Annotated in this window: 20 protein-coding genes and 2 pseudogenes; 12 read left to right on the plus strand and 10 right to left on the minus strand. The window is 65.5% G+C overall.

What is annotated here, in order from left to right:
* Window positions 1-6 precede the first annotated feature (6 nt).
* The 3 genes from JL11_RS16105 to nadA are packed head-to-tail and all read right to left on the minus strand — an operon-like array spanning window position 7 to window position 3,511.
* Entirely contained in the window at window positions 7-1,518 is a 1,512-nt protein-coding gene (locus JL11_RS16105) for an L-aspartate oxidase (RefSeq protein WP_054766546.1), read from the minus strand.
* Complete coding sequence (locus tag JL11_RS16110; RefSeq protein ID WP_054766547.1) at window positions 1,515-2,375, minus strand: metalloprotease; 861 nt, start codon at window positions 2,373-2,375, stop codon at window positions 1,515-1,517. Before JL11_RS16110 ends, JL11_RS16105 begins: the two co-directional genes overlap by 4 nt.
* 56 nt (window positions 2,376-2,431) lie before the next feature.
* Entirely contained in the window at window positions 2,432-3,511 is a 1,080-nt protein-coding gene (nadA, locus tag JL11_RS16115) for a quinolinate synthase NadA (protein WP_054766548.1), read from the minus strand.
* Window positions 3,512-3,786: 275 nt separating this feature from the next.
* On the opposite strand from nadA, the gene ilvA reads away from it, so the two are divergent.
* Together ilvA and JL11_RS16125 are read left to right on the plus strand one after the other, a co-directional pair.
* Window positions 3,787-5,346 (plus strand): threonine ammonia-lyase, biosynthetic, encoded by a 1,560-nt coding sequence (ilvA, locus tag JL11_RS16120; protein WP_054766549.1) that lies wholly within the window; start codon window positions 3,787-3,789, stop codon window positions 5,344-5,346.
* Between the two features lie 22 nt (window positions 5,347-5,368).
* Entirely contained in the window at window positions 5,369-6,067 is a 699-nt protein-coding gene (locus JL11_RS16125) for a LamG-like jellyroll fold domain-containing protein (protein WP_054766550.1), read from the plus strand.
* On the opposite strand, the gene JL11_RS16130 is transcribed toward JL11_RS16125, so the two are convergent.
* Together JL11_RS16130 and JL11_RS16135 are read right to left on the minus strand one after the other, a co-directional pair.
* Entirely contained in the window at window positions 6,054-6,593 is a 540-nt protein-coding gene (locus JL11_RS16130) for a methylated-DNA--[protein]-cysteine S-methyltransferase (protein WP_054766551.1), read from the minus strand. The genes JL11_RS16125 and JL11_RS16130 overlap by 14 nt on opposite strands.
* Window positions 6,586-7,668: a bifunctional transcriptional activator/DNA repair enzyme AdaA gene (locus JL11_RS16135; protein WP_054766552.1), complete on the minus strand. Its 1,083-nt coding sequence runs from the start codon at window positions 7,666-7,668 to the stop codon at window positions 6,586-6,588. The genes JL11_RS16130 and JL11_RS16135 overlap by 8 nt, the downstream gene beginning before the upstream one ends.
* A gap of 162 nt (window positions 7,669-7,830) precedes the next feature.
* On the opposite strand from JL11_RS16135, the gene JL11_RS16140 reads away from it, so the two are divergent.
* Entirely contained in the window at window positions 7,831-8,142 is a 312-nt protein-coding gene (locus JL11_RS16140; RefSeq protein WP_054766553.1) for a hypothetical protein, read from the plus strand.
* A 45-nt stretch (window positions 8,143-8,187) separates the two neighbouring features.
* Here the strand turns inward: JL11_RS16140 and JL11_RS16145 are convergent, their stop codons facing one another.
* The 3 genes from JL11_RS16145 to JL11_RS16155 form a co-directional block, all read right to left on the minus strand.
* The gene (locus JL11_RS16145; RefSeq protein ID WP_054766554.1) at window positions 8,188-9,963 is read right to left on the minus strand and encodes an SLC13 family permease; all 1,776 of its coding nucleotides are present in this window, start codon (window positions 9,961-9,963) and stop codon (window positions 8,188-8,190) included.
* A 66-nt stretch (window positions 9,964-10,029) separates the two neighbouring features.
* A complete protein-coding gene (locus JL11_RS16150; protein ID WP_231681339.1) occupies window positions 10,030-11,160 on the minus strand; it encodes an HAAS signaling domain-containing protein in 1,131 nt (376 codons plus the stop codon).
* Window positions 11,161-11,162: 2 nt separating this feature from the next.
* Complete coding sequence (locus JL11_RS16155) at window positions 11,163-11,495, minus strand: PadR family transcriptional regulator (protein WP_156314216.1); 333 nt, start codon at window positions 11,493-11,495, stop codon at window positions 11,163-11,165.
* 129 nt (window positions 11,496-11,624) lie between these two features.
* On the opposite strand from JL11_RS16155, the pseudogene JL11_RS18270 reads away from it, so the two are divergent.
* Window positions 11,625-12,385, plus strand: a pseudogene (locus JL11_RS18270) (type IIL restriction-modification enzyme MmeI); the annotation flags it as partial.
* Window positions 12,386-12,517: 132 nt separating this feature from the next.
* Window positions 12,518-13,384: a DNA methyltransferase gene (locus JL11_RS16165; protein WP_442853665.1), complete on the plus strand. Its 867-nt coding sequence runs from the start codon at window positions 12,518-12,520 to the stop codon at window positions 13,382-13,384.
* Window positions 13,385-13,394: 10 nt separating this feature from the next.
* Here the strand turns inward: JL11_RS16165 and JL11_RS16170 are convergent.
* Window positions 13,395-14,584, minus strand: a protein-coding gene (locus tag JL11_RS16170) for an IS3 family transposase (RefSeq protein ID WP_165906610.1) whose coding sequence is annotated in 2 segments (ribosomal slippage) — window positions 13,395-14,332 and window positions 14,332-14,584 — 1,191 coding nt in all. Because the reading frame shifts where the segments join, the coding sequence is not laid out codon by codon here.
* Between the two features lie 114 nt (window positions 14,585-14,698).
* Here JL11_RS16170 and JL11_RS17605 point away from each other — a divergent pair.
* The 4 genes from JL11_RS17605 to JL11_RS17315 are packed head-to-tail and all read left to right on the plus strand — an operon-like array spanning window position 14,699 to window position 17,364.
* A complete protein-coding gene (locus JL11_RS17605) occupies window positions 14,699-15,685 on the plus strand; it encodes a type IIL restriction-modification enzyme MmeI (protein ID WP_156314217.1) in 987 nt (328 codons plus the stop codon).
* The gene (locus JL11_RS16185) at window positions 15,685-16,548 is read left to right on the plus strand and encodes a restriction endonuclease (RefSeq protein ID WP_054766560.1); all 864 of its coding nucleotides are present in this window, start codon (window positions 15,685-15,687) and stop codon (window positions 16,546-16,548) included. Before JL11_RS17605 ends, JL11_RS16185 begins: the two co-directional genes overlap by 1 nt.
* A 6-nt stretch (window positions 16,549-16,554) precedes the next feature.
* Window positions 16,555-16,815 (plus strand): hypothetical protein, encoded by a 261-nt coding sequence (locus JL11_RS16190; protein ID WP_054766561.1) that lies wholly within the window; start codon window positions 16,555-16,557, stop codon window positions 16,813-16,815.
* 30 nt (window positions 16,816-16,845) lie between these two features.
* Window positions 16,846-17,364, plus strand: coding sequence for a restriction endonuclease (locus JL11_RS17315; protein ID WP_082382738.1), 519 nt, complete (start codon window positions 16,846-16,848; stop codon window positions 17,362-17,364).
* 70 nt (window positions 17,365-17,434) lie between these two features.
* Here JL11_RS17315 and JL11_RS16200 read toward each other — a convergent pair whose 3' ends face one another.
* Window positions 17,435-20,335 carry a TonB-dependent receptor domain-containing protein gene (locus tag JL11_RS16200; RefSeq protein WP_227975989.1) on the minus strand — a complete coding sequence of 967 codons (2,901 nt, stop codon included), beginning with the start codon at window positions 20,333-20,335 and terminating at the stop codon, window positions 17,435-17,437.
* 393 nt (window positions 20,336-20,728) lie between these two features.
* Between JL11_RS16200 and uvrB the strand changes: the two genes are divergently transcribed.
* The 3 genes and pseudogenes from uvrB to JL11_RS18275 all read left to right on the plus strand — a co-directional run.
* On the plus strand, window positions 20,729-23,086 hold the full coding sequence (uvrB, locus tag JL11_RS16205) for an excinuclease ABC subunit UvrB (protein WP_054766564.1): 2,358 nt from the start codon (window positions 20,729-20,731) through the stop codon (window positions 23,084-23,086).
* A gap of 104 nt (window positions 23,087-23,190) precedes the next feature.
* Window positions 23,191-24,858: an AIPR family protein gene (locus JL11_RS17320; RefSeq protein WP_082382739.1), complete on the plus strand. Its 1,668-nt coding sequence runs from the start codon at window positions 23,191-23,193 to the stop codon at window positions 24,856-24,858.
* Between the two features lie 356 nt (window positions 24,859-25,214).
* Window positions 25,215-25,431 (plus strand): annotated as a pseudogene (locus tag JL11_RS18275) (DUF559 domain-containing protein); the annotation flags it as partial.
* Window positions 25,432-25,460 lie beyond the last annotated feature (29 nt).

Here is a 25,460-nt window from a genome sequence, read left to right on the forward strand (position 1 = left end):
AGGCTGTCATTCCGCCGCCAGGGCGAGGTCTCCGGCCAGTCTGATCCGCGTATGAGCAGCGTTCGCGGCCTTCTGCGGATAATCCGCGCGGTAATGGCCACCCCGGCTCTCATGCCGATCCAGCGCCGCCTGGGCGATCAGCCGCGCCGCCAGAAGACAGGCCGCCGGCCCGTGCCGGGCCTCCAGCCGGTCGATCAGGGCGATCAGGGCCGTCAGACCGGCCTCGTCACGCACCACCCCGGCCTGGGCCGTCATCGCCGTCCTCAGCTCGGCCAGGGCCGCCTCGGGCAGATCGGGCGCCAGGGGCGTCGCGACCGGCCGTCCGCCCCCCGTCTCGCCCGACGCGACCCGCCCGGCCCGCCGTCCGAAGGCTGCGGCCTCAAGCAGGGAGTTGGACGCCAGACGATTGGCGCCGTGCACCCCCGTCGCCGCGCATTCGCCGACGGCGTACAGGCCCGGAACCGTCGTGCGACCTTCGGCGTCGGCGGCGACCCCGCCCATGTGATAGTGGCAGGCCGCCATCACCGGAATGGGGCTGACGCGCGGGTCCAGCCCGGCCCGCATGCATGCGGCGAAGACGGCCGGAAACTCGTGCGGAAAGGCCTCCCCCACAGCCGCGCGCGCATCCAGAAAGGCGCCCCAGCCCTCGATTCGCGCGGCATGGACGGCCCGGGCCACCACGTCGCGGGGCTTCAGATCGGCGTCGGCCTCCTCACCCAGCAGGAAGGCGCCCGCGCCGTCGATCAGCCGCGCCCCCTCGCCGCGCAAGGCTTCGGTCGCCAGGGGCGCGGGGTCCAGGCCGACGTCGATAGCCGTGGGGTGAAACTGCACGAACTCAGGGTCCAGAATCTCCGCCCCCGCCCGCGCCGCCAGGGCCATGCCCTCGCCTTTCAAGGCGGCGGGGGTGGTGGTGGCGGCGAACAGCCCCCCGGCGCCCCCGGTCGCCAGAACCACGGCCGAGGCCGTAACCTCGACCAGCCGTTCGCCGCGGGCGGCGACCGCCCCGACCACCCGGCCGGTCTCATCCTGCATCAGCCCCTTCAGCCGGGCGTCTTCCCAGACCTCGATCCGGGCCTCGGCCCGCACGGCTGCGACAACGGCCGACAGAATGGCGCGTCCGGCGCCGTCGCCGCCGACCCGCGCCACGCGCGCCACGGAATGGGCCGCCTCCAGACTGACGACGAAGCTGCCGTCCCCATACCGGTCGAACGGCGCCCCCAGGGCCGCCAGCCATTCGACGGTTTCGCGCCCGGCCTCGGTCAAGGCCTGGGCCGCGCCCGGATCGACCAGACCCGCCCCGGCCGCCTCGGTGTCGCGAGCGTGCAGCTCGGCCGAGTCTACAGCCGTCAGGGCCGCCGCCATGCCGCCTTGAGCCCAGGCGGACGAACAGCCGCTCAGCAGCGGCTCCGGCGTCAGGACCAGAACCCTCGCCCCAGCCTGCGCGGCCTCCAGCGCGGCCGACAGCCCCGCCAGTCCGGCGCCGACGATCACCGGCCCCTCATGTCGCACGCGGGTCATCGTCCGATCCCCAGATAGTTCAGGCCCAGCCGAACGGCGCCGGCCGGATCACCCTCGGTCACGGGCATCAGGGCGCCGACCGCCGCCGCCGCGCAGAGGGCCAGGGTCAGCAGATAAAGCCCCAGGCTCCTGCCCGCCTCGGGCCAGCTCAGCGTGCCCCACGCCGCGCGCCAGACGCCGCGCTTCAGATGGCTGAACACCGACAGGGCCAGGAAGGCGGCCAGGATGAACCGGCCCGTGGAAAGACCCCACCACACCACTGCCACGCCGATGACCAGCAGGACGATCTGCTCAAGCCGCGGATGAACCCGCGTCAGCACCGGCCCCAGGGCCTTGGACCCGTCCAGCGGCGGAGCGGGAACCAGGTTCACCAGGTTCAGCATGGCGATGAAGAAGGCGCCAGCCAACCATTCGCCCTGGCCCGTCGCCATCCCGACGGCGACGAAGGGGATCATGGCCAGAAGACCGAAGGCCGGCCCGGCCAGCGAAACCAGCACTCCGTCCCACTCGCTTCGAGGCGCGCGCCGTCCCTTGGCCAGTCCGCCCAGGAAGGGAATGATGTAGATGCGCGCCGGACCCATGCCGAGCCGGTTCATCGCCAGGGCGTGCCCCGCCTCATGCACGAACAGGCCGATCAGCACCGCCCCCGCCACGACGACGCTGCCGGTTATCCACCACAGGAAGCCCGCCATCAGGGCCGTGGACAGCACGGCCCAGACCAGGCTCTGATCCTTCTCGACCGGTTCTTCGGCCACCGCCTCGGTCTGGGCCGGCCGCGCGCCCGCCGCTTCGGGCTTGATGTCCCACGGCCCCAGGGGACGGTCGGGCGCGGGGGCGGGTGTGTCTGTCTTGCTCATGGCGTCCAGATGGGCGCGGCGCCCTGTCCCGACGAGGGGACCGATCGCCGCGTCGCTCAGATCAGCTCCACATCGACGTGATGCCGCGCCTTGACGATGTCGTAGCGGGCCGGGATCGCCGGCGGCGGCAGGTCGATCATCCGCTGCACCGCCATCCGCCCGCGTTCGATCATCGCCTCGGGCACGGTCACTTCGAACTGCATGTTCAGCAGGCAGTCGTGGATGTTCTGAAGCGTGATCCGCTTCATGTGCGGGCACAGGTTGCAGGGCCCCACGAACTCCACGCTCGGCACGTCGCCCTTGATGTTGGAGGCCATCGAACATTCGGTGATCAGCACCACCCGCTTGGGTCGCCGTTGTTCGACATAGTCGGTCATGGCCGCCGTCGATCCGGCGAAGTCGGACGCCGCCAGTATCTCTTCCGGGCATTCGGGGTGGGCCAGAACCTCGGCGTCGGGCCAGGCGTCGCGCATGTCGGCGATGTCCTGGGCGGTGAAGCGCTTGTGCACCTCGCAGTGCCCCTTCCAGGCGATGATCCCCGCCGTCGTCTGGGCCGCCACATTGCGCGCCAGGAATTCGTCGGGGATCAGGATGACCCGGTCCACGCCCCATTCCTTGGCCGCCCATTCCACCACCTGAACGGCGTTGGCGGATGTGCAGCAGATGTCGGTCTCGGCCTTCACCTCGGCCGTGGTGTTCACATAGGTGATGACCGGCAGGCCCGGATAGCGCTGCTTGATCAGCCGCACGTCCGCCCCCGTGATCGACGAGGCCAGCGAACATCCCGCCCGCAGATCGGGGATCAGCACGGTCTTCTCCGGGCTCAGGATCTTCGAGGTCTCGGCCATGAAGTGCACGCCGGCCTGAACGATCACCTTGGCGTCCGACCGGGCGGCCTCCTTGGCCAGGCCCAGGCTGTCGCCGACATAGTCGCCGACCCCGTGGAAGATCTCGGGCGTCATATAGTTGTGAGCCAGGATCACGGCGTCGCGCTCGCGCTTCAGCCGGTTGATCTCGCTGATCAGCCGCGCCTGTTCGGGCCACTCCAGCGGCGTGACGTGGTCCTTGACCTTCGCCCACACCCCGGCGGTCTCCCGCTCCAGTTCCTGCGTCAGACCAAAGGCGCCGTCGGCCATGATCCTCTCCTATCGACCCTTATGCTCAAAGTTAGCATAAGCGGAACCAATGTAGGCCGATGGGGGACGGGCGCAAGCGGATTGTTCAGTCGATCAGCTCCCCAAGTGTTTTCGCAGGGCCTTCGACCCGTGTCGGCGACGATCCCGCACCGCTTCGCCCGTTCAACCAGCGCCGCTCAGCACTCGGTAAGCGCACGAACCTTTCGCCCCGCGACCATATCGCCTAGAGCATCAGCGACTTCTTTCCTGCCGACCGCGCTTTGCCTGATATTTTGATGCAAGACACCATCCGCCGCATCCTGACCGCCCGCGTCTATGACGTGGCGGAGGAAACGCCTCTCGATCCGCTGCGTCGCCTGTCGGCGCGGCTCGCGCGGCCCGTGCTGCTGAAACGCGAGGATCTGCAGCCGGTGTTTTCGTTCAAGATCCGCGGCGCCTACAACAAGATCGCCGGCCTGTCCCAGGTCGAACTGTCAAAGGGCGTGATCTGCGCCTCGGCCGGCAATCACGCGCAAGGGGTGGCCCTGGCCGCCGCCCGCCGCAACATCCCCTCGACCATCGTCATGCCGACCACCACCCCCGGCATCAAGGTGGCCGCCGTGCGCGCCCTGGGCGGCGAAGTGGTCCTGCACGGCGACAGTTTCGACGAGGCCTACGCCCACGCCCGCGAACTGGAGGGCCGGACCGGCGCCGCCTTCATCCACCCCTTCGACGACGCCGACGTCATCGCCGGCCAGGGGACGGTCGGGCTGGAGATCGCCCGCCAGCACGCCGACCCCATAGAGGCCGTCTTCGTCCCCATCGGCGGCGGCGGTCTGGCCGCCGGGGTGGCCGCCATCGTCAAATTCCTGCGTCCCGAAACCCGCGTCATCGGCGTCGAGCCCGTCGACGCCCCCACGATGAAGGCCGCCGTCGACGCCGGCGAGGTCGTGACCCTGAACGAGGTCGGCCTGTTCGCCGACGGGGTGGCCGTGCGCCGCGCAGGGACCGAGACCTTCCGCCTGTGCAGGGATCTGCTGGACGAAATCGTCCTGGTGGACACCGACGCCATCTGCGCCGCCATCAAGGACATCTTCGACGACAGCCGCGCCGTCGCCGAACCCTCGGGCGCCGTGGCGCTTGCGGGGCTCAAGGCCTGGGCCGCCGCCCATCCCGGATCGGGCGCCCTGATCGCCGTCAACTCCGGCGCCAATGTCAACTTCGACCGGCTGCGCCACGTCGCCGAACGGGCCGAGATCGGCGAGGGCGCCGAGGCCCTGCTGGCCGTGGCCATGAAGGACGACCGCGACGACTATCGCCGCTTCCTCGACAGCCTGGACGGCCGCTCGGTCACCGAGTTCAACTACCGCTGGTCCGGCGACGGCCAGGCCCAGATCTTCGTCGGCGTGGCCCTGCACAACGGTCCGCACGCCGCCCTCAACCAGCCGCGCGCCGCGCGCGAGGCGATAGGGCAGGAAAAGGACGACCTGATCGCTCGGCTCCGCGCCGGCGGCTATGCGGTCGAGGACATGAGCGACAACGAGACCGCCAAGCTGCACGTCCGCTATATGGTCGGCGGCCGCACCGTCGGCCTGCCCCACGAACGCATCCTGCGCTTCCAGTTCCCCGAACGGCCCGGCGCCTTCTTGCGCTTCCTCAACAGCCTCCAGCCCGCCTGGGCCCTGACCCTGTTCCACTATCGCAACCACGGCGACGACGTCGGCCGGGTCCTGGCCGGGATCAGCGTCCCGCCCGAAGAACAGGCCCAACTGACCGCCGCCCTCGCCGACCTGGGCTACCCCTACGTCGACGAAACCACCAACCCCGCCTGCCGCCTGTTCCTTGACGGGACCTGACCCAGAGGGGAAGACGGTCGCCATGTCCGATCCCGCCCCTCCCCATCGCCGCGCCGTCCTGTCGGGTGCGGGCGCCCTGGCCCTCAGCGGCTGCGCCACCCTGTCGGGGGCGCCGGCCCGGCAGACGGTCTGGACCTTCGACCGGCTGGCCGACATCGGCGGCGAGCGGACGACGGTGGAGGGTGCGCCGGCCCTGATCGACAGCCCCTATGGCCAGGCTGTACGGTTCGACGGCGTGGACGACGCCTTGTTCATCGACAGCCATCCGCTGGCCGGAGCCGAGACCTTCACCTTCGAGGCCCTGTTCCGTCCCGACGGCGGCGCCTTCGAACAGCGGTGGTTCCATCTGGCGGAAGAGGCGCCGGCGGGCCAGCCCCCGTCCCAGACCCGCTTCCTGTTCGAAATCCGCGTCGTGCGCGACCGCTGGTACTTGGACGCCTTCACCCGCGGCCCCGGCTACAACCACACCCTGATCTTCCCGGAGCGGCTGTACCCCTGCGGACAGTGGTTCCATGTGGCCCAGACCTTCGACGGAACGATGTACCGGTCCTATGTCGACGGCGTTTTGCAGGGCGAACATCCGATCGCCTTCAAGCCCCAGGGCCCGGGACAGGCCTCCGTCGGCTGCCGGATCAATCGGCTGAACTATTTCAACGGCGCGGTGCGTCAGGCCCGCTTCACCCCCGCCGCCTTGGCGCCGGACCGGTTCACGCCACGCTGAACCGATCGGCGCCCCGCTCATGCGCCAGAAGCCAGCGTTTGCGCTCCACCCCGCCGGCGTAGCCGGTCAGGGCGCCGTTCGCGCCGATCACCCGGTGGCACGGCACGATGATCGCCACCGGATTGGCGCCGTTGGCCAGCCCCACGGCCCGCGCCGCCCTGGGCGAGCCAACCGCCGCCGCCAGCCGGCCATAGGTCCAGGTCTCGCCCGCCGGAATGGTGCGCAGCGCCGCCCAGACCGATCTTTGGAAGACCCCGCCGCCGGTCCGCACCTCCAATCCCTCGAAGGCGCTCAGCTCGCCGGCGAACCAGGCGTCGGCCGCCCGACGCACCGCCTCCGCTCGTCCCGTCCTCAGGGCGACCGGCCCGTAGTGGCGGTGCAGCAGCCGCCGCATACGGTCTTCATAGTCGTGAAAGTCCAGGGCCCGCACCGCCCCGTCCACGTCGGTCACCACCAGAATCTCGCCCAGAGGCGAAGCGAACCGATCCAGTGTCAGGTCCGAGGCCGCCGTCGCGGGTTCAGTCATGGCTCATCTCCTTGATCGTGTTCCAATACAGGGCTCCATAGGCGCGCCACGGCCGCCACCGCTCGGCCCGCGCCGTCAGGGCGGCGTCGGCGCCGGTCAGCCGATCGCTGGGCGCGCCCTCTCCGTCGTCGATCCAGTCGCCGACGGGACGCAGACCCGGCCGCGCGGCCAGGACCGGCGCCAGTTCGGGGTCAGCGGACAGGTCGCGCGTGATCGCCTCCGGATCGGCCGCCAAGTCGAACACGCGCCGCACCCGCGCCAGGACGCCGGGCAGGGCCTTCAACTCGTCGATGCGGGCCTCGACCACAGCCTTGCCGAGCGCGCCGGAGCGCACCGTCACTGCGCCCTCGGTCCCATCCACCGACTTGCGCAGCCGCCGCGTCCAGGCGCCGTCCGCCGTGGTTTCATCGGCCGCCCCACGCGCCGCCAAGGCCGCCGACACGAAGTCCCAGTCATAGGGCGGGCGATAGGCCAGGTTCAGGGTCACGCGCCCGCCGCCCTCCTCCGCCGCCTTGCGCCGCCGCAGGGCCGAGGGCGGGCGCCCGTACAGGGCCTGGAAGGTTTCATTGAACCGGCGCACGCTGCCGAAGCCCGACGCCATCGCCACCTCGGCCATGGTCAGTTCGGTCTCATGGATCAGCTGTTTGGCCAGAAGCACCCGCCGGGTCTGGGCCACGCTGACGGGGGCGGCGCCCAGATGCTGGCGAAACAGCCGCCGCAGGTGCCGCTCTCCCACCCCCAGCCGCTCGGCCAGGGCCTCGGCGTCCCCGTCGTCCAGCGCGCCCGCCTCGATCAGAGCCAGGGCGCGGCTGACGGTGTTGGACGTGCCGCGCCAGGCGCCCATCTCCGGCGCCGTCTCGGGCCGACAGCGCAGACAGGCGCGAAACCCCGCCGCCTCGGCCGAGGCCGCAGTCGGGTGGAACACCACATTCTCTCGCCGCGGCGTCCGCGCCGGACAGACCGGCCGACAGTAGATGCCGGTCGAGGTGACCCCCGTGAAGAACCGCCCGTCGAACCGGGCGTCGCGGGCGCTCAGCGCCCGCCAGCAGGCTTCCGAATCCAGGGTCTGTTCCATCGGCGCAGAATGGGCGTTTCAGCCGCACCTGTCTCGCGGTTTTCGGCCATGGATGAGCGTGAGAATTCCATCCGAGAACGGGGGTTTCGCTGAGACCCCATGCGACATAACCTCTCACCTGCGCACGCAGAGGCGCAGTTATAAAACAATGGGAGTCACGCCTTGGTTCGCCTACCTTTTTCCACGCTCGCCGTCCTGGGGGCCGGCGCCGTCCTCGTCGCCTTCACCGCCGCCGCCCAGGACAGGGTCAGCCCGGAACCCGCCGCCTCGGGGCGCGCCCTGCCGGTCGGCGCCTATCGTGAGACCTGCCGGGGGATCACTCTGAACGGCGATCGGCTGCGCGCCCGCTGCATCGCCAAGAACGGTCAGTCCGTTTCGTCGACCCTCAGCGTCCGCAGCTGCCGGGGCGCGGCGATCCGCAATGACGACGGCCGCCTGGCCTGCACGCCGGCTTCGGCCCCCCGCTCGGCCTGACGCAGGATGAGGCGGCCGGTCGGACCGGCCGCCTCTCGCCCGAACCTACATGGGCCAGAACAGCAGAATGGCCGGCGGACCGATGATCAGCACCAGCAGGCTGAGCGGCGCCCCCAGCTTGGGATAGTCCGAGAACTTGTAGCCGCCCGGCCCCATGACCAGGGTGTTGCACTGGTGTCCGATGGGGGTCAGGAAGTCGCACGCCGCCCCCACGGCCACGGCCATCAGGAAGGGATCGGGGCGATAGCCCAGCTGCTGAGCCAGGGTCGCGGCGATCGGCGCCACCACCAGAACCGTCGCGGCGTTGTTCAGGAAGGGCGTCACCGCCATGGCCGCAAACATCATTCCCGCCACCGCGATCACGGGCGGAATGCCCTGGAACACCGACCGCAGTCCGCCGGCGATCAGATCGGCTCCGCCCGTCTGCTGGATCGCGTCCGAAACGGGGATCAGGGCGGCGATCAGCACCAGCAGCGGTCCGTCCAGCGCCGCATAGGCTTCGCGCATCTTCAAGCCCCCCAGGGCCACGATGATCACCGCCGCGCCGAAGAAGGCGATGGAGACCGGGATCAGGCCGAAGCCGACCATCACCATCGCCGCCGTCAGGACCAGGGCGGGCAGGAATTTTCGCCTCTGTCCGCCCAGGCGCATCTCCCGTTCGGCCAACGGCAGCAGGCCCAGGTCCGCCAGTTTTCCGGGCAGGCCCGATTCCGACCCCTGGAGCAAAAGGACGTCTCCGGCCTGGAGCTTGGCCGTCCGCAGATGCTGGGTCAGCTCATAGCCGCTGCGCGACACGCCCAGCAGATTCAGCCCGTGCTGACCGTACAGATCCAGCGACCGCACCGACTGCCCCACCAGCTTCGAATCCGCCCCAATCACCGCCTCGGCCAGACTGACCTCGTCCTTGGCCTCCTCCAGCAACACCGGCCGGTCGCCGCGCACCAGCTTCAGCTTGGCGGCGTCGATGAAGCCCTCCAGCGCCTCCTGGTCGCCCTTGATCAACAGGGTGTCGCCGGGGCGGATGATGGTGTTGCCGCGCGGGCGCGTCTTGCGCTTGCCGTCGCGGATCAGGGCCATGACCTGGATGTCGTCCACAGCCAGGGCCTTCAGAGCGTTGATCGGCCGCGGCTCCATCAGCCAATCCTCGGGCACGCGAGCCTCGGTCAGATAGGCGTTGGCCGACAGGGCCGCCGACAGGCCGATGGTCCCGGTCCGGTCCTTGGGCAGCAGCCTGTAGCCGAAGGCCAGAAACACCAGGGCCGCCGCCGTCAGGATCAGGCCGACGGGCGCATAGTCGAACATGCGAAACGGCTCGCCGGTCATGGTCTCGCGCACCTCGGCGACCAGGATGTTGGGGGCGGTGCCCACCAGGGTGACCATTCCCCCCGCCATGGCGCCGAAGGCCATGGGCATCAGCAGGCGCGACTGTTTGGTGCCGGTGCGTCGGCTGACCTGGAGGGCGACCGGCATCATGATGGCCAGGGCGCCGACGTTCTTGGTGACCATCGACAGCAGGGTCACGGCCGCGGTCAGCACCGGCGCCTGAGACCGCTCGGTCTTCAGATACGGCATGATCCGCTTCAGGGCCATTTCGACGATGCCCGACTTGGCGAAGGCGGCCGAGACCACCAGGGCGCAGGCGATGATCACCGTGACGTCGTTGGAAAAGCCTTCGAAGGCCGCGTCCGCCGGAATGACCCCGATCGCCAGCCCCGCGACCAAGGCCGCCAAGGCGACCAGATCATAGCGGAACCTTCCCCAGATGAAGGCTGCGACCGTCAGCCCCACCAGGCCGAAGGCCAAACCCTGTTGTAACGTCACGCTTAAGCCCCGACCCGGCCGCCCGTCGCCGCCGTTTCAACTGCAACGGCGAAGGCGGCCGGAGGTTCAACACCGTCCGACGATCATCCGCCCCACGCCGCGCAGGACGCGCCAGACCTCGCCGACGAAGGCCCAGACCACGATGATCATCAACAGGGTGGCCAGTTCGCCGCCATGGTCCCCGGTCCGGTCGAACAGGCTCCGCACCCGGTCGAAGAAATCGGTCGCCGTCCCGACCCAGATCACCGGGCTCAGCGGCGACCAGAACCACAGCCACAACAGGCCCCAGGCCGCCGCCGCCCCAAAGCTGATGTCGCCCACGGCCGTCAGCCGCGCATTGCCGCCCGAGGCCGCCCGCAGCAGGTCGAACACCACCCGCGCCGCGGCGAACAGGGTCACGGGCCAATAGGCGGCGTCGACGATCTGGACCAGGATGCGGCCGTAATCGACCCCGTCCAGACTGCCGGCCAGGTCTTCCGGCCGGATCGAGGCCATGGGCAGAAGGCCGGTCCACCACAGCAGCAGCACCGCCCAGGCGATGGCGCTGGCGACGGCCTTGGCGGCGGGCGACGTCTCGGCGCTCTTGCGCACCGCCGGCCCCGGCTTGGCCGTTCGGGCCGCATCGCGACCGCGCGCCAGCCGCTCGCCCCAGGTCTCGGCGTCCAGGTCGCCGCCCAGTTCTAACAGGCCCAGATCCTTGACCCGCCATTTGGCGATGAAGTCCGGCTTCTTCTCCTGCCGCTCCAGCACGAAGCCGATCAGGGTCACGACCCCGATCACCGTCACCGCCCCGCTGAACAGGGCGCCGAAGCTCTGACCTATGGCCTGGCCCAGATAGATGTCCCCGACCAGCACCCGCACCGCCAGACCGATCAGGGTGACGCAGCCCATCACCACCAGGGCCGTCTTCACCGCGAACAGCCACCAGGGATAAAGCTCCGGCCCGATCAGCGACTGGGGCCCGGACCGATAGCGCGCCGCCACCGTCAGCGGATGACCCACCTCGCGTAGCAGGGCCTCGACCTCCTCGTCGCCGGGCGCCCGGCCCAGTCGCGCCTCCAGCGCCTCGATCCGGCCCATGATCTCGTCGCGCAGTTCGGCGACGATGTCGTCGCGCGTCGCCTTGGGCAGCTGGGCCGCCACCGCCTTCAGATACCGTTCGACCAGGTCCATCCCGCTCTCTCCCTCAGTCCCCATGATCACAACATCGTCTCCAGCGAGGCCGACAGGCCCCGCCATTCGGCCGCCAGCCGCCCCAGCATGGCCTCGCCCCGCGCCGACAGGCGGTAGAAGCGCTTCTTGCGCCGCTCCTCCTCGCGCCATTCGCTGTCCAGCAGCCCCTGGCTCTCCAGCCGGCGCAGCAGCGGATAGAGGGTGCTCTCCTCCATCTCGACGCCCGCCGCATTCAGGGCGACCCGCAGCGAATAGCCGTATTGCTCGGTCCTCAGACTGGCCAACACCGCCAGGATCAAAGACCCCCGCCGCAGCTCCAGCCGCAGACTCTCGAACAGCAGTTCCTCATCCTGGCTCACCCGCCGATCTCCATGCGCCACATAGTGTGTGCCACACAGTGTATGCGACATACTGTGTGAGGGAGTCAAGCGGGGGCGTTGCACGACACGGAGCCGCCCCGCTACATTCGCGCCACCGGGGAGACTGCAATGCGTCTGAGTTGGAATGAGATACGCGCCAGGGCGGCGCACTTCGCGCGCGACTGGGCGGATGCGCGCTACGAGCGCGGCGATACGCAGACCTTCTACAACGAGTTTTTCGAAATCTTCGGGGTCAAGCGTCGCAAGGTCGCGACCTTCGAGGAACCGGTCAAAAAGCTGGGCGACAAACAGGGGTTCATCGACCTGTTCTGGAAAGGAAAGCTGCTGGTCGAACAGAAGTCCGGCGGAAGAGACCTGAGCCGCGCGCGACAGCAGGCGCTGGATTATTTCCCCGGCCTGAAGGACTACGAACTCCCACGCTACATTCTCGTCTGCGACTTCCAGACCTTCCACCTGACCGATCTCGACACGCGCGAGAGACCCGCTTCGCCCTAAGTGACCTGCCGAGACATGTTGAGGCGTTTGGTTTCATCGTCGGGGTCGAAAAACGGGTCTTCAAAGACCAAGACCCCGTCAATATCGTCGCCGCAGAGCTGATGGGAAAGCTCCACGACGCCCTGAAGGCGTCCGGCTATGATGGACACCCGCTCGAACGCCTTCTGGTGCGGTTGCTCTTCTGCCTGTTCGCCGATGACACGGGCATCTTCAATGAGCTGGGGTTGCTGGAAAACTATATCACCGACCGCACGGCTGAGGACGGATCGGATTTGGGTTCAAAGCTGTCGGAGCTGTTTCAGGTTCTGAACACTCCGGTCGAACGGCGCCAGAAGAGCCTCGACGAGGATTTGGCCCGCTTCCCCTATATCAACGGCGATCTCTTCGCCGAGCCCCTGCCCATTCCGGCCTTCAATCGCGCCATGCGCGACCGTCTGCTGGAGGCCTGCGCCTTCTTTTGGGAGAAGATCAGCCCGGCCATCTTCGGCGCCCTGTTCCAGTCGGTGATGAACGCCAAGGAGCGCCGTCAGAAGGGGGCCCACTACACCACCGAAAAGAACATCCTGAAGGTCATTGAGCCCCTGTTCCTCGACGACCTTCGCACCGAACTGGCGCGCATCCTGGAGCTGAAGCGCGGCCGCGAGGCCGCCCTGCGCGCCTTTCAGGACAAGCTGGCCGGTCTGAACCTGTTCGACCCGGCCTGCGGTTGCGGCAACTTTCTGATCATCGCCTATCGCGAACTGCGCCTGCTCGAGATCGAGGTGCTGAAGGCCCTCTACCCCTCGGGTCAGTTGGACCTTGAGGCCGCCGCCCTTTCCAAGGTGGACGTGGACCAATTCTATGGCATCGAGATCGACGAGTTTCCCGCCCGCATTGCTGAAACGGCGATGTGGATGATGGACCACATCATGAACAACCGCCTGAGCCAGGAGTTTGGGCAAGTCTTCGCCCGGATTCCGCTGAAATCCTCAGCCCACATCGTCCACGGCGACGCGATGGAAATCGACTGGACGACTGTGCTCGCTCCCGAACATTGCAGCTATGTGCTTGGCAATCCGCCATTCAGTGGGTTCACGCTTCGCGACGATCAGCGAGCAGCGCAAATACGTGGATTGGAAAGCCTAGGAGCTGCCGGGAGCCGCCTCGACTACGTCTCCTACTGGTTCCTAAAAGCGGGAAGCTATGTACGGAGCACAGACCTCGACGTCAGGATCGGCTTTGTCGCAACAAATTCCATCACGCAGGGAGAACAAGTCCCGCAACTCTGGCCCGCGCTTTTCTCTAAATACCGGCTCGAGCTCTCGTTTGCGCATACAACATTCCCATGGGGGTCAGACGCGCGCGGTAAGGCCCACGTTCACGTCGTGACGTGACCCCCGTTTCTCATCCAGCCATAACGAGAGTCCTAGGTTGATCTGAGCTGTGATCGGCTGGGTTGGCAAGAGGCCGGTCTGCGCAGCCATCAACCAGCGCAGCAGGCCGGCCGATGTGTCCGGTGAGCGCTTCTGCATAAGCCTGCGGCGTCAGCCACCCGAGCTTCGAGTGCGGACGCTGCTCGTTGTAATCGCGTCGCCACGCCTCCAGCACGGCGCGAGCGTGCGGCAGCGAGCGGAACAGCGTCTCGTTCAGCAGCTCGTCACGCAGCCGCCCGTTGAAGCTTTCGTTGAAGCCGTTCTGCTGGGGCTTGCCCGGCGCGATGTAGTGCCAGCCGACGCCGGTGTCGTCGGCCCAGGCCAGGACCGCGTTCGAGGTGTACTCCGTGCCGTTGTCGCTGACGATGGTGTCGGGCCGCCCTCGCTGCCGGATGACGGCGTCCAACTCCCGCACGACCCGCGCGCCCGACAGCGAGGTGTCGGCCACCAGCGCCAGGCACTCGCGCGTACAGTTATCGATCACCGTCAGGATGCGGAAGCGCCGCCCGTCCGTCAGCTGGTCTGCGACGAAGTCCAGCGACCAGCGCTGGTTGGGCGCCAGCGGCAGGTCCAGCGGTCGCCGCGTGCCCATCGCTCGCTTCCGGCCGCCGCGCCGGCGCACCGTCAGTTGCTCGTCGCGATAGATCCGCTGGACCCGTTTCCTGTTGACCGCATGGCCCTCGCGCCGCAGCAGCACGTGCAGGCGACGATAGCCGAACCGTCGACGTTCCTGGGCCAGGGCCTTCAGCCGGTCGCGCAGAGCGCCGTCGTCCGGGCGCGTCGCCTGATAGCGCACGCTCGTCCGATCGACGCCCAGAACACGGCACGCCCGCCTTTCGCTCATCTCGTAGGCGGCCTGCAGATGGCCAGCCGCCTCGCGATAGCCGGCGGGCGTCACCACTTTTTTCCCAGCAGGTCCTTCAGGGCCACGTTGTCCAGCATCGCGTCCGCCAGCATCCGCTTCAGCCGGGCGTTCTCATCCTCGAGCGCCTTGAGCCGCCGAGCCTCCGACACGTCGAGCCCGCCAAACTTGGCCTTCCATTTGTAAAAGGTCGCCGAGCTGACCCCGTGGCGTCGGCACACCTCCGCCGTCGCTACACCGGCCTCCTGCTCCCGCAGGATCCCGATGATCTGCTCTTCCGTGAACCTCGATCGCTTCATTCTGTCCGTCCTTCGTTGGGCGGACTCTAGCTATTCCTGGAGGAGTTTCAGGGGGTCACGTCAGTCGTCGCGCTGGGTCTAGCTAAGGCGGAGGTCGCTCCCGAGCAGCGACGCTTGCTTTCGCATCGCGACGACGAAGAGACTGATGAAAGCCTGCATCGCGCGATATCCCCATACCTATTTGCAGCCGACAATCTCTCCGACCCTCACCTTGTGGTCTCCAAAGAGAGCACTCCGATCAACGGCCTGCCCGCCATTCGTAAGGGCGTCGAACCGTTGGATGACGGACATTACATTTTGAGCGCAGATGAGGTCGCAAGATTTAAGTCAGAAGAGCCGGCAGCAAACAAAGTCATTTTCCCGTTGGTGGGGGGCCGAGAGTACATCAATGGTCAAGCCCGTTGGCTCTTGGTTCCTTCGCTGCTGACACCCCAAGAGTTGCGTGATCTTCCCTTAGTTCGCGAAAGGATACGGCGCGTCCGGGAATACCGCACAAACGGCGGTCCGCTCGCGCGGAGCTTGGCGGATCGCCCCATGGAGTTTCATGTCTTTCGCCAACCAAAATCTCGGTTTCTGGTTATCCCCGAAGTAAGCTCGATAAAGCGGGAATATATTCCGATCGGCTGGCTCTCCCCTCCGCACTTGCCTAGTGGAAAGACTAGGTTTGTAGCTGCTTCGGGCTCGGCGGAATTCCCCATACTTACATCGCGTATGCACATGAGTTGGGTGCGCTACATTGGCGGGAGAGTGAAGAGCGACTACAGCTACTCAGGGAATATAAACTACAATACTTTTCCCTGGCCCGCTCTTACCGATGCCGACAAGACCCGTCTGGAAACCCTCGCCCAAGCGGTGCTGGACGCTCGGGCCGCCCATCCCGGGGCGTCGCTTGCTGACCTCTACGACCCCGACGTCATGCCCGCCAACCTGCGAAAGGCGCACCGCGCGCTCGATCTGGCGGTGGATCGCCTCTACCGCAAGGCGCCGTTCGAGAGCGACCGCGAGCGGGTGGAGCACCTGTTCATGCTGTACGAGAAGATGACCGCCGGCCTTCTGGCCAAGCCTGACAAGCCCAAACGCCGCAAGAAGGCCGATGCCTGATGGCCACCATCGCCGATGTCCCCGCCTATCACCTGTTCATGTGGCCCATCGTCGAGCGGCTTAGGGCCAAGGGCCGGTCTATGACCATTGAGGAGATGGTCGATGACGTCGCGACCCACATGGGGCTGTCCGACGAGGTGCGGGCCGTCACACATGGCAAGTGGCAGGAGAACGCCGTCGCCTATCGCATGGCCTGGGCGCGCAGCTATCTAAAAAAGATGGGTGCCCTTGTGAACAGCGAGCGGGGCGTCTGGACCCTGACGCCCAAAGGTGCGGCCATGACCGAGGCGGAGGTCGCTGGAATCAAGCAGGCCGTTCAGAAGCTCGGCGCCGCTGAGCGTGCGGCGAACGCCGCGTCGGCCTCAGCCGTGGAAGATGACCCCGTGCCGGCTGATGTTGGAGCCGACGACTGGAAGGACCGTCTGATGGCCCTCCTGCTCGCGCTGGAGCCGGCCGCCTTCGAACGCCTGTGTCAGCGTCTGTTGCGCGAGTTCGGCTTCATCAAGGTCGAGGTGACGGGAAAGTCCGGCGACGGCGGCATCGACGGGACGGGCGTGCTGCGGGTCAATCTGCTGTCCTTCCACGTCCTGTTCCAGTGCAAACGCTATTCCGGCTCGGTCGGCGCTGGTGCCGTACGCGACTTTCGCGGCGCCATGGTCGGGCGCACCGACAAGGGGCTGATCATCACCACCGGGACCTTCACCGCCGATGCGCGGCGCGAGGCCACGCGCGACGGCGCCCCCGCCATCGACCTGGTCGATGGAGACGCGCTCTGTGATCTGCTGAAGGATCGTCGCCTGGGCGTGACTGTCGAAATGGTCGAACAAGTCACCGTGGACGAAGACGCCTTCGCCGCCTTCTGACGCCCGATGTCCGCCACCCAACCCGACCTCTTCGGCGACCCCGCCCCGGCGGCGCCCGCCTATGTCGTGCCCTATCCCATTGCGGTGAACACCCTGCGGCGGACGCTGGAGATGTTGCAGGCGGCCGAGGTCTGGCCCTGGGATGCGGACATGAAGGCGGCGCGGATGGAGCGCAACGTGCCCAAGATGCTGGCCGTCCTGCCCCCGGACGAGGCTGCGGACTGGCGCCGCCGGATCGAGGCCGAGGCCGCGCGGCTCGACGCCTGACCGCCCGCAACCCTCGCGGCGGCCGAAACGGTGCGGGAAGAAGCAGCAGAGACTTCAGACGTCGCCGACCTGGCGGCACTGGCGCGCGACCAGATCGAGCGGCGCATATCCAGCCAGTTCGCAGGCCACGCCTTCACGCGCTTGATCGCCGCGCTTTTAGGAACTCAGGGATATCAAGTCGAGGTCTCGCCACCCGGGCCGGATCGAGGCATCGACATCGTCGCAGGCCAGGGCGCCCTCGGCCTGAGCGGCCCCAAGCTTGTCGTTCAAGTCAAGTCCGGCGGCATAGTGGTGGACCAGCCGACGCTTCAAGGACTGATCGGCTGCATCCATGACGTTCATGCCGATCATGGCCTTTTGGTCAGTTGGTCCGGCTTTAGCCCGCCAGTACGAAAACGTGTGAATGAGCTGTACTTCCGAGTGCGGCTTTGGGACCGCAAACAGATCGTTGACGCCCTGCTGACCCATTACGATGACCTTCCAGCCGACATACGCGCCGAACTGCCGCTGCGACGCATCTGGACCCTGGTTCCTGACATGACGGTATAATCGCCTTCGATCGCAAAAAGGGGCGGCGGACCGAAGTCCGCCGCCCCGTTCTTGTCGCGCTGACGTCGCCTTAGAAGGACTTGGTCAGGTTCACGAAGGCCGTGCGGCCCAGGTAGTCGTAGCCCGAGTACAGCGGGGCGTTGCCGACCCGGTTGTACACGCCCGCCGAGATGGTCGGGGGGTTTTCGTTGAACAGGTTGCGAACGCCCAGGGTGGCGGTCCAGCCGTCGGCCGAATACTGGACCGAGGCGTTGTGCAGCCAGTAGTCGTCCACCGCGAGGTCGTAGTCCGAGGTGACCGGATCTTCCTCATAGTAGGCGTAGCTGTCGGTGCCCTGGATCCATTCGACGCCATAGCGGACGCGCCATTGATCCCAAGCGTAGGAGACGTCGGCGGTGCCGGTGAACTCCGGATTGTTGACCATGCCGGTGTAGTCGACCAGCGGGTCTTCCTCGAACAGCTTGTTGGAGATCTCCGTGTACTGGGTGATCGCCAGGTTCAGCAGGGCCGTGCCGGGACCGACGTCCTTGCGATAGCGAACCGTATAGTCCAGCCCCTTCACATTGTCGGTGGCCAGGTTCACGTAGCTGTCCGAGACCGTCAGGCTGTTGTCCGCCGGATCACGCGACACCAGGCGGCAGAAGCCGGCGTCGGCGGCGAAGTCTTCCGGGTTGGAGTCGTAGCAGCGGGTCAGGATTTCGCCTGCGCCGGTGCGCGACACGCCGTTCTCGACCTCGATCTCATAGTAGTCGACGGCGAAGGCCAGGTCGCCCCAGCTTGACGGCATCGGAGGACGCACGACCAGACCCAGGGTCATGTTGGTCGAGGTCTCGGCCGACAGGCCGGCCTCAGCGCCCCCTGCGGTGATCACCCGGACGCTGTTGGTGGACTGGAAGTCGCCGGCCAGGCCTTCGGACGCGCAGTTGGCGACGCGGTTGGGGTTCACGCCCGGCGCGCCGTAGTCGTTGCAGCGGTCGATCGAGTTCGACTGGAAGCCGCTGGTGGCGCCGACGAACTGTTCGAACAGGGCCGGGGCCCGGTAGGAGGTGCCGTAGGTGCCGCGAACCGTGATCCAGTCGATCGGACGATAGACCAGACCGACCTTGTAGGTCGTGTCGTCGCCGTAGGAGTCATAGTCGGTGTAACGGGCCGAACCGTTCAGGGTCAGCTCGCGAACGCCAGGCAGATCAACCAGCAGCGGGGCCTCGATCTCGCCGAAGACTTCCTTCACCGAATCCGAACCGCGGGTGATGGCCGAGGTCGAATAGTTGTAGGTGTTGCCCAGCTGGCTATCCAGGCCCGGGGTGTCGTCGATCTCGGACTCACGCCATTCGGCGCCGAAGAAGCCCATGACGCGGCCGGCGGGCAGGCTGAACAGCGGACCGTCGATGCCGATGCTGGCGACCTTCTCGATGAACTCGGTCGTGCCGGTCACCGGACGGAAGACATAGTCCTTCCAGTCCTGCGGCAGGACGCCGCCGATGGTCTGGGTCGTCAGGGCCGGAGCCGCGACACAGCCGGGGTTCGACGCCAGGGCGGCGCACTGGAAGCCGCCCGCGCCGTCGCTGACCACGTCCAGCGAAGCGATCAGATTGTCGGTCAGGAACTGTTCGCTGGTGTAGGTCGACTTGGACCGCGAATAGCTGACATAGGCGTCATAGCGCCATTCAGGCACGAAGAAGTCGCCCTTGATCCCGGCCACGTAGCGGCCGAAATCGACCTCCTGTTCGGAGTGATCGTTGCCGTAGCCGATGAAGGCGCGCACGCCGACGTCTTGGCCCTGGTTCAGCCCTTGGTCGCCAAAGGCGACGCTGCCCTGCAGATTGGCGGGGATCAGGGGGCTGCCGACGGCGTAGTCCAGCGCCAGCTGGCGGTAACCGGTTTGCGACGACTTGCGCTGATTGAACAGGGCCTCGCCGTAGATTTCAGCATTGCCCAGGGCGTTCAACTGATAGCCGGCTTCGCCGTACAGGGTGGTGATCTCGACCGGCGAGATCAGCGACTCGTTCAGCATCCGGTCTTCGAAGGTGTCGCGGACGTTCAGGTCGTTGCCCGGGCCGCCCACGCCTTCAAAGCCGACCAGACCGGTCGTGACGGCCGAGTTCGGACGCCAGCGGTTGAAGGTCGTGCCGGTCGCGCCCGGCGCCGCGACGCCGGTCGTAGCGCCCGTGGCGATCGTGTTGATCGTCACGCCGTTCGAGCCGGTCGTGGTGACCGGATAGCATTTCGACTGGCCGGTCAGCGGGTCGATATAGTCCTGGCCGTTGCGGAAGCCGTCGGTCTGGCAACGGGTGAACTCGCGGTCGCGCAGGGTCAGTTCGTCGCGCTCGTAGCGCTCGATCGAACCGGCGGCGCGCCAGCGATCGCCACGAACGCCTGCGGTCAGCGACAGACGGGTCGAACCGCCCGCGCCATTGGCCTCCAGCGGCTCGTTGCGCTGTCCTTCAAAGACCAGGCCTTCGAAGTTCTGGCGGGTCTGGATATTGACCACCCCGGCGACGGCGTCGGAGCCGTAGACCGAAGAGGCGCCGTCGCGCAGGACTTCGACCCGGTCGATCATGGCGGTCGGCAGGACGTTCAGGTCAGCCGCGCCGACCGAACCGCGCGAACCGGCCGGCGAAACGCGACGGCCGTTCAGCAGCACCAGAGTCCGGCTCGGGCTCATGCCGCGCAGGCCGATGGTGTTGGCGCCGGGGCCGCCGTCGGTGACATAGCCGCCGTAGGCGTTGTTGATTTGGGACGTGCCGCCGGTGACGGCGGTGCTTTGCAGCGCCTCAGTGGTCGAGGCGAAGCCCTGCAGGGTCGCCTCTTCGCGTGTCACCACCTGGGTCGGCGAGGGCGCATTGTAGTTGTCGCGCCGGATGCGCGAGCCGATGACGACGATGTCCTCGACCTGGGCGGAGCCGTCCTGGGCCGCCGTTCCGTCCTGAACCACGGCGGCGTCCTGGGCCAAGGCGCCAGAAGCGGCCAAGACCGAGATAGAAGCGGCCAATCCCCCGACAATCGTCGAAGAAAGAAGAGTGTTTTTACGAGTACGCATACGCCCCATTCACAAACAGTATTGATACACTACTTAGATCGGTAGCCGGGTAACAAAGGTATATATCACCGATACATCAAATGTATCAGTTCTGTGACCCTGTTAAGGATCGGGAATACGGGCCGCAACCAAAAAGTCGCACAAACGTACGATTAGCGACGAAAAACCGAAAAACAGCAGCCACGTCGCGGCATTTCGAAGCATGTTCTTTTCGCGTAGTGACGTTTTATCGCCATTTTTTGGCCGGCCTGCGCCACATTCTGCGCGCTACAGGCGCTCTTCGGCTCTCTGGCGCCCTTGAAGTCGCCGCACTAAGTTCTGTTCATGAACCGTTCTTCGACGCCGAAGCCCGCTGCGGCCAAGCCCGCCAAGCCCGTCCCCGCCAAACCCGTCCATGTGCCCGATCCCGGCGTGCGGGAGGCGGCGGCCGCCTTCATTCGCGACACCGGGAAAATGCCGATGTTCGCCCCGGCGACGGGTCCGCGCCTGACGCCGGAGGAGCCGGTCGCCGCCCCGGCCGACTGGGTTCCGCACCGCCCCTCGCGCGAAGGGGCCAAGAAGGGCGGGCGCTTCCGGCTGGAGACGAAATACACCCCCGCCGGCGATCAGCCCGCCGCCATCGCCGAACTGGTGGCCCAGGCCGAGGCGGGCGACCGGGATCAGGTGCTCTTGGGCGTCACCGGCTCGGGCAAGACCTTCACCATGGCCAAGGTCATCGAACAGACCCAGCGCCCGGCCCTGATCCTGGCCCCCAACAAGACTCTGGCGGCCCAGCTCTATTCCGAGTTCAAGAGCTTCTTCCCGGACAATGCGGTCGAATATTTCGTCAGCTACTACGACTATTATCAGCCCGAGGCCTATGTCCCGCGCACCGACACCTATATTGAGAAGGACAGCTCGATAAACGAGCAGATCGACCGGATGCGGCACTCGGCGACGCGGGCGATACTGGAGCGGGATGATGTGATCGTGGTGGCCAGCGTCAGCTGCATCTACGGCATCGGCTCGGTCGAGACCTATACGGCCATGACCTTCACGCTGAAGGTGGGGGACCAGATCGACGAGGCGAAGCTGCGGGCCGACCTGATCGCGCTGCAGTACAAGCGCAACGACCTGAACTTCGAACGCGGCATGTTCCGCAAACGCGGCGACGTGATCGAAATCTTCCCGGTCCACCTGGAGGACCGCGCCTGGCGCCTCAGCCTGTTCGGCGACGAGCTGGAGGCGATCCAGGAGTTCGACCCCCTGACCGGCAAGAAGACCGCCGACCTGAACGAGATCACCGTCTACGCCGCCAGCCACTATGTGACCCCCCGCCCCACGCTGAACCAGGCGATCACCGGCATCAAGGCCGAGCTGAAGGAGACGCTGGACTGGATGGTCGAGAACGGCAAACTCCTCGAAGCCCAGCGGCTGGAGCAGCGCACCCGTTTCGACCTGGAGATGATGGAGGCCACCGGCAGCTGCGCCGGCATCGAGAACTATTCCCGCTGGCTGACCGGCCGCGCCCCCGGCGAGCCGCCGCCCACCTTCTTCGAATACATCCCCGACAACGCCCTGCTGTTCGTGGACGAGAGCCACGTCACCATCGGCCAGATCAACGGCATGTTCCGGGGCGACTACCGCCGCAAGTCGACCCTGGCCGAATACGGCTTCCGCCTGCCCTCCTGCATCGACAACAGGCCCTTGAAGTTCGAGGAATGGGACGCCATGCGCCCCCAGACCATCCACGTCTCGGCCACCCCCGGCCCCTGGGAGATGGAGCGGGCCGGCGGCGTCTTCGTGGAGCAGGTCATCCGCCCCACCGGCCTGATCGACCCCCCGGTCGAGATCCGCCCGGTCTCGGGCGCCACGCGCAACCAGGTCGACGACGTCATCGACGAGGTCAAGGCGACGACGGCCAAGGGCTATCGCAGCCTGGTCACCACCCTGACCAAGAAGATGGCCGAGGACCTGACCGAATATATGCATGAACAGGGGATCCGCGTCCGCTACATGCACTCCGACGTCGACACGCTGGAGCGGATCGAGATCCTGCGCGACCTGCGTCTGGGCGCCTTTGACTGTCTGATCGGCATCAACCTGCTGCGCGAGGGGCTGGACATCCCCGAGTGCGGCCTGGTCGCCATCCTGGACGCGGACAAGGAGGGCTTCCTGCGCTCCGAGACCAGCCTGATCCAGACCATCGGTCGGGCCGCGCGCAACGTCGACGGCCGCGTCATCCTCTACGCCGACCGCATGACCGGCTCGATGGAGCGCGCCATCGCCGAGACCGACCGCCGCCGCGAACGCCAGATGGCCTATAACGCCGAACACGGCATCACGCCCGAAAGCGTCAAGCGCGACATCAAGGAAATCCTCGACAGCCCCTATGAGTCCCGCGAGATGGACCGCCTGACCCGCCCCGGCGTGGCCGAGGCCTCCAAACCCTTCGTCGGCTCCAACTTCCAGGCCGCCCTCAAGGACCTGGAAGGCCGCATGCGCGAGGCCGCCTCCAACCTGGAGTTCGAGGAAGCCGCCCGCCTGCGCGACGAGATCAAGCGCATGAAGCTGCTGGACCTGGAATTCGCCAACGAGGCCCTGACGGGGGCTGGCGAGGAGGTGGACCGGTCGGCGCCGAAGAAGTGGCGCAGGGAGGCGGCGGCGGAGAAGGCGGAGGCGTTCAGGAAGGGGCGGGGGTAGAGAAGCCGTCCCTTCTAACGGCGCACTTTCCCCTGGGAAACCGGTGTTGTCCATCCGCAAGCGATGCCTTACGTGTTGGGAGATCAACCTTATCGGGAATCGTCATGCCACAAATGTCGAGGCTGGACTGGGACCTCACAAACGCTCGCATTAAAACGGTAGCCTCACAGCACCAGCTAAAAACTCCTTCTGTGGGCTTATTGTGGCTAGCTTTACAGCAGTACTTCCCCAGCCAAGATACTGCGTTTCAAGAACTCATCACTGATGGACCAGACGATCGCGGCGTTGATGCGATTCATCTTGTTGGTAACGATGATGCCGTTACCGTATACATATTTCAATGTAAAATTCGGGAATCGATCGAAGGCACCAGCAAAACAATTAACGTTGACGATGTACTTAAGAGTACAAACTTTATATCACAGCTGATAAACAAGTCAGATGACTTAAGGAAATGTGGTAATCTGAGACTTAGAGAAGGCATCGAGCGAATTTGGAATCTGCATGAAGCGGGCACATATTGCTCTTATGAACTTGTCTTCGTCTCCAATGACTCAGGCATAGGAGGCGCAGCAAAGGCGAACCTTGCTAGCTTTGCGGCCGAGCACCCACAGGTGAAATATGGACAGTACGCTGCATCAGACCTGATAAGAGATCTTAGTAGAACGCGGAAGGATGCGGAAGACGGTCAGCTTCAGGCAATATCTAAGGAGATATTTGAGAGATCTGACGGCGACATTAGGGGACTTGTGGCAAGCGTTGATGCACGATCCCTGATTGCACTTATCACAGAGGCTGATGGCAGCACAGTCAAGCGGCATATTTTCGACGATAATCTTAGAGTATACCTAGGATCAAACTCCGGCTACAACTCTCATATAGTTGAAACCGCAACATCACAGACTGACAGCCATCTGTTTTGGTATCTCAACAACGGCATCACTATAACTTGCAAGGATTACTCATACAACAAGGGACATCCAAACCCGGTAATTACGATCAAAGACTTTCAGATTGTGAATGGCGCTCAGACTTCACATTCACTTGTGGAGTCCTCGAAAATAGGCGGCGATTCATTAGAGCAGGTTGTTGTTGCCGTAAAAATATATGCGACAGGAAGACCCGATATTGCCGAACGCGTGGCCGTTGCGACCAACAGTCAAGCTCGTATTCAAGGACGAGATCTGCGCGCCAACCACCCCATAATGAAGAAGTTCGAGAAATTATTCGCAGATCGCGATATGTATTTCGAACGAAAGAGAAACATGTATGCCGATAAGCCAGATCACCAAAGAATCGATGCTCTGAAACTTGGCCAGATTATCATGTCATATTATCTTCGCGAGCCAGACAGCGCAAGAACATCATCTGATTCAATATTTGATTCTCGATTCCATCATATATTTAATGATAGACTAGATATTGAAGATTTGCTTAAGGTAACAAAGTTCTACAATCGTATAGAAACGATGAGAGATGAGGTGAGCGCAAAGTTTGGAGATCACATAGAAAGCAGTGGAGATCTCCAGTATCTTATTTTTGGCCATTGGTACATCTTGTTCGCCGCAGGCCTGTTACTTGCTAGAGATAGCGCGCCATTTCCCGCCGTCCATGACGAGGAGAAGCTTTTGATAGATGCAATTTCGATTGTCGCTCGTGCTTGTGATCAAACTAAACAAGTTGCGCATTATCAGATGTTCAGAAGCCCCCGTACTAAAGAGAAAATAGCAGCGGAAATAAGCGGCAAACAGCTCGAGCTGTTTGTAAATTGAACCGGTGTTCGCCCAATATACCTGCGCGGCAGCGCTGCTAAAGGGCAGAGGACACGGTTTATTTGGGCGCGGCTGATCTCCTAGCGGCGTGGGTCAGGCCCTGGGCCCTCATCGCCATTACGATCCCTTCTCCCCTTGCGGGAGAAGGTGGCCGAGCACAGCGAGGTCGGATGAGGGGTTACACCGGCCCTGACGATCCACGCCGAACCGACCCCTCATCCGGCCCTGCGGGCCACCTTCTCCCGCAGGGGGAGAAGGAAGGAGTTGCAATCTCGGCGAGCTTTGCGCACAATCTGGATATGGACGACTGGCTGCAATCCCGCGCCAAACAGATGCGCCGCGAGCCCGTCCATTATGAGCGGCGGCTGTGGGGCCTGTTGCGGGATCGGCGGCTGGCGGGGCTGAAGTTTCGGCGGCAGATGGTGATCGGGCGCTATATCGTCGACTTCGTCTGTCTGAGGCATCGGCTGATCGTCGAGGCGGACGGGCCGCAGCATGACGACCGGATCGAGGACGCCGAGCGGGACGCCTGGCTGCGCGAACAGGGGTTTCGGGTGCTGCGGTTTCCGAATGGGATGATCGGGAACCAGCGGGAAGAAGTG

This window comes from Brevundimonas sp. DS20 (assembly GCF_001310255.1).
Classification (GTDB): Bacteria; Pseudomonadota; Alphaproteobacteria; order Caulobacterales; family Caulobacteraceae; genus Brevundimonas; species Brevundimonas aurantiaca.